General features: G+C 43.6%; 12 protein-coding genes. 6 read left to right on the forward strand and 6 right to left on the reverse strand.

The window, feature by feature from the left end:
- Positions 1 to 361 precede the first annotated feature (361 nt).
- From G8O23_RS02360 to G8O23_RS02370, 3 genes are all read right to left on the reverse strand, one after another.
- Complete coding sequence (locus G8O23_RS02360) at positions 362 to 529, reverse strand: DUF362 domain-containing protein (RefSeq protein WP_166361368.1); 168 nt, start codon at positions 527 to 529, stop codon at positions 362 to 364.
- A gap of 142 nt (positions 530 to 671) precedes the next feature.
- Positions 672 to 1856, reverse strand: a complete 1185-nt coding sequence (locus G8O23_RS02365) for a M20 metallopeptidase family protein (protein WP_166361370.1) — start codon at positions 1854 to 1856, stop codon at positions 672 to 674.
- A gap of 8 nt (positions 1857 to 1864) precedes the next feature.
- Positions 1865 to 2233 (reverse strand): sulfite exporter TauE/SafE family protein, encoded by a 369-nt coding sequence (locus G8O23_RS02370; protein WP_166361372.1) that lies wholly within the window; start codon positions 2231 to 2233, stop codon positions 1865 to 1867.
- 231 nt (positions 2234 to 2464) lie between these two features.
- On the opposite strand from G8O23_RS02370, the gene G8O23_RS02375 reads away from it, so the two are divergent.
- The gene (locus G8O23_RS02375) at positions 2465 to 3547 is read left to right on the forward strand and encodes a DUF1573 domain-containing protein (protein WP_166361374.1); all 1083 of its coding nucleotides are present in this window, start codon (positions 2465 to 2467) and stop codon (positions 3545 to 3547) included.
- A 66-nt stretch (positions 3548 to 3613) separates the two neighbouring features.
- On the opposite strand, the gene G8O23_RS02380 is transcribed toward G8O23_RS02375, so the two are convergent.
- Complete coding sequence (locus G8O23_RS02380) at positions 3614 to 5428, reverse strand: AMP-dependent synthetase/ligase (RefSeq protein ID WP_166361376.1); 1815 nt, start codon at positions 5426 to 5428, stop codon at positions 3614 to 3616.
- Between the two features lie 87 nt (positions 5429 to 5515).
- On the opposite strand from G8O23_RS02380, the gene G8O23_RS02385 reads away from it, so the two are divergent.
- Entirely contained in the window at positions 5516 to 6391 is an 876-nt protein-coding gene (locus tag G8O23_RS02385; protein ID WP_166361378.1) for a ChaN family lipoprotein, read from the forward strand.
- 29 nt (positions 6392 to 6420) lie between these two features.
- Positions 6421 to 7329 carry a DUF2279 domain-containing protein gene (locus G8O23_RS02390; protein ID WP_166361380.1) on the forward strand — a complete coding sequence of 303 codons (909 nt, stop codon included), beginning with the start codon at positions 6421 to 6423 and terminating at the stop codon, positions 7327 to 7329.
- On the opposite strand, the gene G8O23_RS02395 is transcribed toward G8O23_RS02390, so the two are convergent.
- Together G8O23_RS02395 and G8O23_RS02400 are read right to left on the reverse strand one after the other, a co-directional pair.
- Positions 7326 to 7811 carry a GNAT family N-acetyltransferase gene (locus G8O23_RS02395; RefSeq protein ID WP_166361382.1) on the reverse strand — a complete coding sequence of 162 codons (486 nt, stop codon included), beginning with the start codon at positions 7809 to 7811 and terminating at the stop codon, positions 7326 to 7328. The two genes, G8O23_RS02390 and G8O23_RS02395, sit on opposite strands and share 4 nt — an antisense overlap.
- Positions 7812 to 7821: 10 nt before the next feature.
- Positions 7822 to 9408, reverse strand: coding sequence for an amidohydrolase (locus G8O23_RS02400; protein ID WP_219932374.1), 1587 nt, complete (start codon positions 9406 to 9408; stop codon positions 7822 to 7824).
- 280 nt (positions 9409 to 9688) lie between these two features.
- Here G8O23_RS02400 and G8O23_RS02405 point away from each other — a divergent pair, with 280 nt between their 5' ends.
- From G8O23_RS02405 to G8O23_RS02415, 3 genes are all read left to right on the forward strand, one after another.
- Positions 9689 to 11011 carry a Kelch repeat-containing protein gene (locus G8O23_RS02405; protein WP_166361386.1) on the forward strand — a complete coding sequence of 441 codons (1323 nt, stop codon included), beginning with the start codon at positions 9689 to 9691 and terminating at the stop codon, positions 11009 to 11011.
- Between the two features lie 197 nt (positions 11012 to 11208).
- A complete protein-coding gene (locus tag G8O23_RS02410) occupies positions 11209 to 12642 on the forward strand; it encodes a hypothetical protein (RefSeq protein ID WP_166361388.1) in 1434 nt (477 codons plus the stop codon).
- Positions 12643 to 12724: 82 nt separating this feature from the next.
- Positions 12725 to 13768: an endonuclease/exonuclease/phosphatase family protein gene (locus G8O23_RS02415; protein WP_166361390.1), complete on the forward strand. Its 1044-nt coding sequence runs from the start codon at positions 12725 to 12727 to the stop codon at positions 13766 to 13768.
- The last annotated feature ends 4 nt before the right edge of the window (positions 13769 to 13772 follow it).

The raw sequence follows: 13772 nt of genomic DNA on the forward strand, positions 1-13772 counted from the left end.
TTCGAAAGCGAACACTATTTTAACAACACAAAACAATGATTAATAACCCCTACAAGCTAATTCGTCAAACCTACACCTAATTATCAATATTTTAGAAACTTTGGCATAGGATTAGAAGTATAATGAAACAGAGCTAATAGAAAACTATACAAGAATTATTTAAAATTTTGGTCAACAAGTTAGATTACTAGATGTATTCAAAAAAGTTTTTAGGTTTAGGTTTACAAATAGGGCTGGAGAAACCCTATAAAAAAGGCTCACCCTGCGGGTGAGCCTTTTCTTTGTCAATCAGTTTAGCACACTAAATGCAAAAGCCCATTACCAGGGGTAATGGGCTTTAAATATTAGTACCTTCTGCTAACTATGCAGGATGAATAGCCTCAACTGGGCAAACATCAGCACAAGCACCACAATCGGTACATACATCTGGGTCAATTTTATAGATATCACCCTCAGATATTGCCTCAACTGGGCACTCGTCGATGCAGCTACCGCAAGCAGTGCAATCATCAGTAATTACGTAAGCCATTGTTTTGGTTTTTTAGTTAAACTTTAGCATGTATGCACCACAAAAATACTAGCATTTATTTAAATCGGAAAGAAAAAAAGGCTTTTTATGATATTTATAACCAGTATAAATCAAGATAAGGTAGGCTTGCTAACAATTTATACTACTGCAACTTACCAATCAAACCAATGGCTAACCAAGCCAACAATCCACCTGCCTGCTCAATAACATGCTCGTTCACCACCAACTTCCCATTGTGAAGGCCAGCATTTTCTGCGTTTTCGAAACCCGCTCCCACCCTAAAGTAAACCGAGGGGATGCTCTGAACGTAATATGCAAAATCATCGGTGGTCATACGGATTGGGAGGTCAACAACGCCCTCAGGGCCTATGTACTCCTTAGCTAAGCTGTTAGCAAATGCTGTAAGCTGGGGATGGTTGCTTAACGTAGGATACCCTTCTTTAATTTCGATTAGGCAATCGCCACCCATACTTTGAGCAATACCTTTGGCTTTTTGAGCAATAAGATTGTGCGCTTTAGCCCTCCAGCTTTCGTTCATGGTTCGAAAGGTTCCTTCAATCTCAACCAAGTCGGGAATAACATTGGTTGCCCCATTGCCAATAATTTTACCAAACGAAAGAACTGTGGGTACATCAATAGGTGCGTTTCGGCTAACCACCTGTTGCAATGCCAAAACAATGTGTGATGCCATAACAACAGGATCGACAAGGGTATGAGGCATTGCGGCATGCCCGCCTTTACCCTTTACGGTTAAGTATACCTCATCGCCGGAGGCCATGTATGGGCCTGAGCGAAAACCAACTCTCCCAGCCTCCAACTCTGGCAGTATGTGCGCTCCGAGCATTAGGTCGGGCACATTCTGTTTAAACACCTGGGAGTTGATAATACTAAGCGCTCCACCTGGGAGTAGCTCCTCGCCAGGCTGAAATATCAGCAGAATTTTTCCTTTAATCTCATCGCGAAGCTCCCACAAAATTTTTGCTGTGCCAATAAGGTTGGCCATATGCACATCATGCCCGCAGGCATGCATTACATTCGGATTAGCACTGGAGTAATCCAAACCTGTTTGCTCTTGTATTGGCAGGGCATCGAGTTCGGCTCTAATGCCTATGGTTGGCCCAGATGAATCGCCATTAACAATGGCAACAATGCCCGTTTCGCCAACCCCTGAATGATAAGGAATACCAATTTTATCGAGTTCTTGGGCAATTCGTTTCGCAGTGTTCACCTCTTTAAACGAAAGCTCTGGGTGTTGGTGTAAATACCTGCGCAACTCAACCATTTGGTTGAACTGAGATTTAGAAAGATTGCGTATAGTGTTGAGCATACCAAATGCTATTTATTGAAAATCATTTTAAGGGAAAGGGCGAGCAGGGCAAAGCCAAAAACCTTTTTCAAAATCTTTTCGGGCAAATTGATTGACATAAGCGAACCCAGGTAACTTCCCACAACAAAAGCGACTGCCAACACAAGCACATACTTAATATTTACAAATCCAGAGCGATAATAGTTGTATGCACCTAGAAAAGCAACAGGAAACACAATTACCGCCAAGCTTGTACCTTGCGCTTGATGCTGGCTAAACCCCATAATAAAAACTAAAGCTGGCACAATAATAATTCCACCCCCAAGCCCTAGCGAGCCACCGGTAAAACCGGCAAGTAACCCTATAACAAGTAGTATAACAAGTTCTACTAAGCTCATTGCAAATCGATTTGAATACAAATGTACTCAAAAAAAATCCAATCGTCCTATAGCCTTGTGTTTAGATAGAATACAGGCATATTATGCAAACATCATCCTTAGCTAAATAAAAAGATGGAATGGCTTTTGCCATAATATAAATCCATTTAGAGTACAAAAAAGAAATAAAACTTATTAATTTTGAGACTCGTTTACCATTTACATTTCTATTAAAAGTTAATCTACAGGCATATGAAAAGTATTCTTTTTACAATTCTATTTGCATTTTGCTCAATACCTTTTTTGGCACAAACCAATACTCCAGTCCCCCAATTCGAGAAAGTTGTTCATAACTATGGGGAAATTCTTGAGAATAATGGCCCTGTAACTGCTGAGTTTAAAGTTAAGAACACTGGTGATGTTCCTCTTATTATCACTAGGGTGGCCACATCATGTGGTTGTACAGCATCGAACTGGACCAGAGAACCTATACTGCCTGAAACGGAAGGCTTTGTAAACATTACCTACGACCCACGCGGGCGCCCTGGCGCAATTAACCAGCGGATTACGGTATTTACCAACGCACCGGGCTCGGGTATAGTTCTGTCGCTCAGGGGTCAGGTTCTTCCTAGGGAAAAAACCAAGGAAGAGATTTATCGTCGAAGGATTGGCGATCTAGGCCTCACTAACTCTCACGCTTCATTGGGTATCGTTTATGTTGATCAGCAAAAAACCGACACCCTTAAGATGTATAACTTTGGTAAGGAAAAAATTGAGGTCTCATTCGACAGGGTACCCAAGCATATAACTGTAACACCAGTACCAAGCACACTTGCCCCAGGGCAAGAGGGTGAAATTATTGTATCTTTTGATGCCAAGGGAGTTGATGACTGGGGATACTCCGTTAGTCGCGCAACCGTTATGGTTAACAAGCAAAGGATTCAGGGCAATATCATTAACATCAGCGCTCGTATTGAGGAGGACTTTTCCAAGCTAACGAAGCAGGAGCTTGATAACGCTCCAAAGATTGAATTCTCGGAGATAACCAAAGATTTTGGCAATGTAGACGAGGGCGACGTAATTGAGCACGAATTCGTTTTCACCAATGCAGGTAAAAGCGATTTGGTAATCCGAAAGATACAGGCGAGCTGTGGTTGTACCACAGTTGCACCCAAGGTTACTGTAATTAAGCCCGGCGAGCAGAGCTCCCTCTCAGCATCGTTCCGCACGCGCGGCTTCACCGGTAGGCAAAGTAAAACCATTACCGTTATCACCAACGACCCCAAGAGTTCGAATGTAGTGCTAAGGCTTACAGGAACTGTAAACAAAAAGTAATATTGGGACTAAAACGTAAAAAGGGGCCTCTAAGAGCCCCTTTTTTTTTGATCTCATATTCGATTCTTACTCCTCATCCCCATTGACTCCTCTTGCCTCCTGATTCTTAGAGTGGCCATAAATTTCTTCAAGTATCGATTCATACCTATCGTAGATTACCCTACGGCGCAGTTTTAGGGTAGGCGATAGTTCTCCGGTTTGAGGAGTCCATTGTTCCGATACCAAACGGATACGCTTAATTTTCTCATGGCTCCCCAGCTGATTGTTCAGGACATTTATCTCCTTCTGGAAACGAGCAATCACCTCGGGAATTTTTATCAACTCAATATTATTCTCGTAGTGTATTTTGTAGCGCGAGCACCAGTCGTGAACAAAGCTGAAGTTGGGCGATATGATGGCACTCACAAACTTCTCGTTTTCACCAACCACCATCGCCTGCTCCACAAAGAACGATTCCTTAAGCTTGTTCTCAATCACCTGAGGAGCAATATACTTGCCATTGCTGAGCTTAAACATCTCTTTCTTCCTATCGGTAATAACCAAAAACTTTCCCTTCTCAAACTTACCAATATCGCCTGTATGGAACCAACCATCGGCATCGATAGCCTCAGCTGTTTGCTCAGGCGATTTGTAGTACCCTAACATTTGGCTTGGGCCCTTCATCAGAATCTCTCCATCGTCGTCAATCTTCACCTCTATATTTTTTATTACCGTACCAACCGAACCAAACATGATGCAATCGGGGTCAATAGGCTGATTAGCTGCAATAACCGGAGATGTTTCGGTGAGCCCGTACCCCTCATAGATTGGAACCCCTGCCGCAAAGAACACACGTGCCAAGCGAGGTTGTAGGGCTGCTCCTCCACTGATAATGAATTTGACCTTACCTCCCAGGGCGGCTTTCCACTTGCTAAAAATAAGCTTACGGGCCACCTTAAGCTGGAGGTTATAGAAAAACCCATTACCCTGCTCCTTGTAGCGATATCCAAGGTTTACAGCCCAAAAGAATAGCTGCTTCTTAATACCTGTCAAATCCTTGCCCTTGGCAATTATCTTATCGTAGGTTTTTTCTATAACTCTGGGTACAGCTACAAAAACGGTAGGACTAATCTCTCTAAGGTTATCGGCAATCGTCCCCATATTCTCGGCGTAATAAATGGATATACCCTTATATTGATAGTAATAGCTTACCATCCGCTCGTACACATGGCTTAGGGGAAGAAAACTTAAGCAAACATCGCCAGGGCCTAAAGGAAACAGCTGCGAACTTGCCTCCACATTACTCAGAAAATTCCTATGCGATAGCATAACACCCTTGGAAAGACCAGTAGTTCCTGAGGTATATATTATCGACACTAAATCATCGGGTTGTACCGTTGGCTTTATCTCGCTTAGCTTACCGGCCATACCTTTGGCGTTATCTTTACCATTCGCAACAATTTCCATCCAACTTGGAATACCCTCAACATCATTAAAAATATATACACTCAGGATGGTGGGGATTTTATCGGCAATGGGCTTAATACTTTCGTAGAGCTGCTTATCGGACACAAAGACCACCTTTGCTTCCGAATGAGATAGTATATGTGCATACTCCTCGTTGCTAATGGTTGGGTAAATGGGCACGTGCACCATACCAGCCTGGCTTACCCCCATGTCAACAAAATTCCACTCTGGCCTGTTATTGGATATGGTGGCAACTTTATCGCCCTTGGTTAACCCCTTGGCAAGAAGGCCAAAGCTAAGGTAATTTGCATTTTCGATGTAATCAGCAATGGTGTACTCAATCCATTTCCCATTCTGCTTGCAAGCAAGCACAGGCCTATTGCCATAAATTGATTTGCCTTGCTCAAGCAAATCGAATAGACGGGTAATCTCCATGGTAACTAATTTAAATTTGCACTAAGAATAAAATGATTATTAAATCAATATATTTAGCTTTACGTCGAACTTAAACGCGTTAAATGTATGAAAAAGATAACTATTTTGTTGATCGTTTGTTCAATTTTTTCAATTTCAATAGCGCAAACGCTTGATGCATACCGCATATTTACAGGGGAAGGTGAGTTGTCAGATTTTGGCACCATGGCCAACCAGGTGAGTAATAACCAGGTAGTACTATTCGGGGAGCTGCATGATAATCCCATAGCCCACTGGTTGCAGCTGGAGCTGACCAAAAGACTATTTGATATAAAAGGGCACACCTTAATCCTTGGTGCCGAAATGTTTGAAACCGACAACCAGCTGCTACTTGATGAGTATCTTCAGGGATTAATATCGCAGGGCAGGTTTGAGGCCGAGGCACGGCTTTGGAACAATTACAAAACGGATTATAAGCCTCTGGTTGAGTTCGCCAAGGCGAATAATCTTTTTTTCCTAGGGACAAATATCCCGCGTCGTTACGCATCGATGGTTGCAACGGGAGGGTTTGAGGCACTTGAAAAACTAACCGATGAAGCCAAAAGGTACATTTCTCCCCTGCCCCCTCCTTACGACCCTGAACTACCTGGCTACCAAGCTATGCTAAGCATGATGGGGATGCCCGGCAAAGGTGGGTCGACCAACGAAAATTTTCCCAAAGCACAGGCCATAAAAGATGCTACCATGGGATGGGTTATTGCCGAGCACTTAACTGACCATAATACCATTTTGCACTACCACGGCACGTACCACTCCAACAACTACGAGGGCATTGTATGGTACCTAAATCAGTATAAGCCCAACGTCACAATCAGCACCATTGCCACAGTTCTGCAGAACGATTTGAGTAGCCTTTACGAGGATCATTTAAATCTTGCCGATTTCATAATTGTGGTGCCCACATCAATGACTAGAACATACTAAATGTGCAATTACACCAATTGGTTGAAACAATGGATAAGCGCTTAATCCCATTAGCAGTTGCTTTGCTCATCAGCCTCAGCTCAAGGGCTAATTGCGACGATACATCTCTGCCCGACTCGTCGCACCACAACAAATTGTATATTGTTGCTAGCGCTGGTGGGGGGATCTATGTTGGTGGGCTTTCATTCCTAAGCTTGGTTTGGTATAAGGATCACGAGCGCGTTCCATTCCATTTTTATAACGATGGTAAAGGGTACCTGCAGATGGATAAATTTGGCCATGCATACGCCGCTTACTGGGAGAGCTACGCCGCCTACCATGCGCTTCGTTGGGCTGGCCTTAGCAATAATCAGGCATTAATTTGGGGAGGTCCTGTGGGTTTTCTTTTTCAGCTACCCATCGAAATTTTTGATGGGCTATACGAGGGCTGGGGTTTCTCATGGTGGGATGTAGGCGCCAACGCCTTTGGCTCAGCAATTTTCTCGGCACAACAAGCGCTGTGGGGCGAGCAAAAAATGCTGATGAAATTTTCGTACTCGCCCAGCGGGTACCCTAAGTATCATCACATACTTGGGGAAACCCCTTTGGAGAGCTTTTTCCTCGATTACAATGGGCACACCCACTGGTTGTCGATAAACTTAAAGAGTGTTACTGGATTACAGGCCTTACCCCCGTGGCTTAACATAGCCTTTGGATACAGTGCCAACGGGATGATTAAGGAGTTTGAAAACCCAACCTGGTACAGGGGTGAGCCCTTCCCCCACCTCGACCGGTACAGGCAATACCTATTTTCTTTTGATATCGACTTAACGAAACTACCTGCAAAGCGAAAATGGGTTCGTACCGCACTGCATACAATCAATATGATTAAAGTACCCTTCCCTGCTCTGGAATATAACAGAATAGATGGGGTAAAATTCAGACCAATATACTTCTAACCCAACCGCTTCTCAAAAATCATTCTAACAAATTCTTCGGAATCACTAGGAGCCACGCCCATATTAATGAATCCTTTTTTATCAAGAAGTTTACAAAGTGAGTCATCATCAATAGGGATAATACCTCGTAGCATCTTGAATCCCAGCTCCCGCGAATGCGCCTCGGCAAAATCAATCATCTCCTTGGCTAAGCCTCTGCCCTGATAGTGAGGGAAAATGGCAAGCCGATCGAGGTACGAAACGGTAGCATCTGAGGCGTCGGGTTTAATGGTGATGGTTCCAACGGGTATCCTACCAATAAACACTAGGTACACATACTTACTCCTTATATCGAGCGATATGGCAGCGTAATCGTCATGCGTATTGTGCCATGATGTTAATCCCTTGGCGATTAGCTGCTCTGCACACTCGCGGATAATATAAAGCACCTCCAGGAGCTGGTTCTCCTTGGCTGGTTGAATAGTTAAAGGTTTAGGGTTCATTGCAAATCTTTTATTTGATAGAATAAACCAATTCACCATTCACAAAGGTTTTCTCAACCTTAACGCTGGGCAACTTGCTATTGGGTGCGGTCATAATATCATCCTCAAGCACAACAAAGTCGGCAGCCTTACCGGGTTCTAAGCTACCCTTAACATCCTCCTCGAAGGCAGCTTTAGCTGCCCAAATGGTCATTGCGCGTAATGCCTGTTCACGTGTAAGGGCGTTCTCCATTTGGAAGCCATCGGGAGGAAAACCATCCATGTTCTGACGGGCCACGCCGGCATAAAACCCATAAAGCGGGTTGATGTGCTCAATGGGAAAATCGCTACCGTTGGGTAGCCATCCATTTTGCTTCAGCAAATCTTGGTAGGTGTATGCGTACTTTATCCTATCGCCCAGCCTGTCGACAGCCCAAATCATGTCGGAGGTGGCGTGGGTTGTTTGCACCGAGGGTACAATGGCCAGCCGACCAAAGCGAGGCAAATCGTCGGGGTGAATGGTTTGTGCATGCTCAATGCGCCAGCGCAAATCGTTGTCGGGCTCTAAGAACTCCTCAAAAATATCAATCATTAACCTTGCAGCAGCATCGCCAATACAATGCACGGCCACCTGATAGCCCGATTCGTACGCCTTACGAGAAACAGCCGTTAACTTCTCAGTGGTTTCGAGTTGAAGCCCAATGGTGCCGGGCGCATCGGAATATGGTTCGATCATAAGCGCACCGCGCGAGCCAAGTGCCCCATCGGCAAAAAGTTTTACGGTACGTACCGATAGGTTTGGTGTAACATACACGCCCTTATCGAGAAAATGTGCGTAATTCTCCTGAGTAGGATTTAGCATTACATTTATCTTCATTTTCAGCTTGCCAGCCTTGTGCAGCTCATCGAAAAGCAAAGCATCGGCTAAATCAGTTCCCGCATCGCTTACTGAGGTTAGCCCCACAGCAAAACAGTTTTGCTGAGCATTATCGAGAGCCAGCACCTTATCGTCTTTAGAATCGGCAGGCACCAAATCGCGAACTAGGTTAATGGCATTGTCAACTAGCACACCAGTTGGCTCTCCGTTAACCCTAACTATCTCACCTCCGGTCACCAGCGTATCGGCACTAAAGCCTGCCAATTCCATAGCTTTAGAGTTGGCAATGGCAGCATGTCCATCGATACGGGTAAGCAGAACGGGCTTATCGGGGAAGGCTTTGTCGAGCAGTTCCTTGGTGGGGAACTCCTTCACATCCCACTCGTTTTGGTTCCACCCGCGGCCAAGCACCCAGTCGGAAGGATAATTATTTTGATGTTTCACCAGCCTATCAACCGCCTCGGCCCACGAGCCCACTCCGGCAAGCCAAGCATTCCTGAGCCCAAGCCCATACCCCAAGAAATGACAATGGGGATCGATTAAACCGGGGTAAACAGGTTTGCCCTCAAGATCGATTATATTATCAGCTTTATATTTACTCTGTATGGTTTCGCTATCGCCCAATGCAACAACTTTTCCATTGGCAACAGCCATACTTTGGTATATGGTAAAATCGGCATCAACCGAGTAGATTGTGGCGTTTGTAATAATTAAATCCACATTATTTGAGGTACACGACATAATTAAAAAAATTGATAGGGAAGACAGAAATCCTAATGGTTTTAATTTAAGAAACATAGGTAACAGGTTTTAGTTGCACATACAAATATATTGATTTTGTGCAACAAATAATTACTTTTGGAAATATGCTCGAAATAAGGCTAAATGATTTATACCAAAAGAACGATAACAAGATTTTGAAAACCAAACTTAGTTTAGGTTATCTAACTTACCAAACAAATTAATCTCAAATTCAAACCAACGAACGTTAAAAAAGCCTGAATAGCAACACCTTGTACAGATGAAGTACTTTCATAAAATTACTCTGCAATTCCTTGTCATCATTCTATCCCTTAACGGTTTGCTCGCTCAAAGCATACAAGGAGAAGTACTTGATAGTATTACAAAAAAACCAATATTTGGGGTAAACATCCATATAAAGGATAAAGAGAAAGGTACAAACACCAACGAAAATGGAGAATTCTATCTAAATCGCTTTAGCCAAAATTTTGATACTGATACCTTTTACTTTTCACATATAGGATACTCAACCAAAAAGATTTCCTACTCAAACCTTAGGGATGATGGTTTTATAGTATTTCTAGTGGAGAGTGTTAAAAATGTTGATGAGGTAAAGATAACACTACAGAAAACGCGTAACAATCAAACTCTAAGGTATAAAAAACTAGCATCGCTTAAGGAAGGGCTATACTCATTTGGCGCGTTGATGTTGGGGAGTAATATTTATGTTATTGGAGGAAACTCTTCAGACCAAAGTGATGAGGCATTAAAAGCTTTTGCATTGTATGGTGATGATTTTCTAAAAAAACACAAGGCCGATTTTTCATGGCAGAACTACTCGGAGAATATGTATACATATGATATACATTCGGATGAATGGACTACTAGCAATACTAAATTCAGAAAGAGAGCATACCACAATATTAACTATTACAATAACAAAATTATAGTTTTGGGTGGAAAGCAGTTAACAGCGAATAGAAAGTATGAACTATTGGATGAGACTATAGAAATATTCAACATAGAAGTTGGAACAAAAACAGTGGATAGCACCAATCCTCATAAAGCAATAAATTTTGCATCTGTAGTATATGAAAGCAACCTAATTGTTATGGGTGGCTCAACAAAACTAAAACCTGATGGTACTAAGGAATACTCCAATAAGACTCACTTATTAAACCTAGAAACGGGTTACTGGTACGAACTGAACGATATGCCTGCAGCGAAGGAAGTTAAAGGCGTTCTTATAAACAACAAAATTTTCCTAGTTGGTGGGTTTAACACCACACCTCTAAATGAAATTGAATCCTACAACATTACTACAGGTGAATGGCAAACCGAGTCTCGGCTCTACTTTCCTGTTGAGAGACCAGCATTAACATACTATGATGGTACCATTTACATTTATGAAAACGGGACAATACAAACCTATAACGTTCAAAGCAAAGAAGTTCGCTCATTCCCAATTGATCTATATCTAAAGTATTCCGAACTTTTTGTGACGAACAATAGCCTACTGATACTAGGCGGTTATCTTGAAGATGAGTATTCTACCACCCCATCACCTTACCTTTACAGCATTGATTTAGATGATTTTAAATAGGATTTAAAAAGTGTAACCAGATTACGATATCACTGCAGAATCACATTTGCCATACAATATTTACTCTACAATAATTAGGCATTTACATCTATAATTTACAAATCGCCCAAGGCAACAATATTTACTATATTTGGTGGTTCTATTTATTGAGTTGATGTATACCATACATGCTCAATAGCATTAAAATATTTTATTAAATGAAACGGGCTCTCCCCCCTATTCTTGTCCTAATTATAATTTGGTTTTCGAGTTGTTATAAGGAAACCATCTCAACTGACCCATCCATTAAGCTTAGCTTTAGCGCCGATACTGTGCTGTTCGATACGGTATTCACCACCATTGGCTCAGCCACGCGTCACCTTAAGGTTTACAACCCAAGTAAAAGCGATATTGAGATTGCATCGATTCGTCTTGCGGGGGGGCAAGCATCGCCCTACCGAATGAATGTAGATGGCGAGGCAACCCCTCACGCCCAAAATATTTTTGTTAAAGGCAACGACAGCCTATTTATTTTTGTTGATGTAAATGTAAACCCCACCAACCAAAACGCTCCCCTGCTTATACCCGACTCCATAATCTTCGAAACAAACGGCAATATTCAGGATGTAAAGCTGGTTGCCTGGGGGCAGGATGTTCATCTGCTAAGCAAGGAGGTAATCTCAGAAAATACTAGATTTAGCGCCGATAAGCCCTACCTTATATACAACTACCTTTACGTTGAGCCCAATGTTGAGCTAACCATCGAAGCTGGAGCAAGGCTTCACTTCCATAACCAGTCACAGCTAGTTGTAAGCGGCACGCTGCACGTGAATGGCACCCTCGAAAATCCTGTAGTATTTGAAGGCGATAGGCTTGAACCATTTTACCGCGACAAGGCCGGGCAGTGGGGAGGCATTTGGCTTGCTGCTGGGAGCCATAGTAGCACTATTAATTGGGCCGAGATAAAAAATGCTATTCACGGGATTATTGTTGATACCGTGGGATTGGCCAACACCACTACGCTCACGCTGCACAACAGCCGAATTGAGAATATGAGCGCCACAGCGCTTTGGGCACGTGGCGCCACCGTGGAGGCTGGCAACTGCCTTTTTGCCAACACCGCCGACTACACCGTGGCCCTTACATGGGGTGGCAGCTACAAGTTCTACCACTGCACCATTGCCAACTACTGGGGACAGTACATCAGCCGGAAAAATCCGGCCCTTTACCTTTGGAACTACTACATTGATGAGAACGGAAATGTTCAACCACGAGACATTGATATGGCACACTTTGCCAACTGCATTGTTTACGGATCGCGCAGCAACGAGCTGTATGTAAACAGTAGCTACCAAGGCCAAGTTGTAAATGCCGAGATGAACTTTCTTTTCGAAAACTCCATACTAAGGGTTGATAACGATTTTGATATCAGCAATCCGAATCGATTCAGAAACATCATTACCGAAAACCCAAAATTTACCGACCCATTTGCGCTGAATTACGAGCTCGACACCCTAAGCCCCGCAAAGGATATTGGAAAAACAGATATTGCCACCCTTTTCCCCAAAGACCTAAAGGGAATAAGCAGGCTGACCGATAAAGGCCCTGACCTTGGAGCGTTCGAAAGGGTTGAGGATTCTGACATCAAATAGTGTCAACACATCCAGCGACCCAACACTACATAGCAAAAACTTGCTAACTTTACCGCAAGAAAATCTTAAAAAATTACTTAAGATGAAACATCTAAAACTCACCATAAGGCTTTCTCTTTTGGCCATTGCGTTTTTGGCAACACTAGGCCAGGATGCCTTTTCGCAGGATAGGTTCCGCATCATGTTCTACAACGTGGAGAACCTCTTCGATCCGTTTAACGACAGCCTTAAGAACGACGATGAGTTTACGCCCGATGGCCCAAGGTTCTGGACTTGGCGCCGTATGACCGAGAAGGTAAACAATACCTACAAGGTTATAACTGCCGTTGGCGAATGGGATCCCCCCACAATGGTTGGGTTCTGCGAAATTGAGAACCGATTTGTGCTCGAGCGCATCACCAAGCACACGCCGCTATCGAAATTTAACTACCAGATTGTACATAAGGAGTCGCCCGACTTTAGGGGTATCGATGTGGGGCTAATCTATCGCCCCGATCAGTTCACCGTGCATGAGGAACGATTTTTCCGGGTTACCTACCCCGACAACCCCGACCGTGCAACCCGCGATATTCTATATGCCCGTGGGGTACTATCGACCAACGACACGCTACACGTATTTGTAAACCACTGGCCCTCAAAATTTGGAGGTGCGCTAGCCAGCGAGCCCGGGCGTATTGCCGCAGGCAAAATTGTTCGCGAAAAGGTCGATTCCATCATGGTGTTCCATCCCAATGCGCACATCATCGTTATGGGCGACTTTAACGACACCCCCAAAAGCCGCCCGCTAGTGGAGGGCCTAAGAGCCGAACCTCCAGCCGAACCGCTTAAGCCCGACGGGCTATACAACCTACACTACGAGTATGAAACAAGAGGCGAAGGAACTTTAAAGTTCCAGGGTGCATGGGAAATTATTGATATGATGATTGTATCGAAAAGCTTACTAAACCGAAAGCACGGCATTTACACTCCTTTTGATGGAGGGAAAATATACCGAGGCGATTTCTTGCTCGAGGAGGATGACAGCTTTGTGGGCGTAAGACCCTTTAGAACATACATTGGCTTTAGGTATCACGGCGGCTATAGCGACCACTTACCAATCTATATGGATTTATTCCCCAACCGTTAACACA

Source organism: Perlabentimonas gracilis (assembly GCF_011174675.1).
GTDB lineage: Bacteria > Bacteroidota > Bacteroidia > Bacteroidales > Tenuifilaceae > Perlabentimonas > Perlabentimonas gracilis.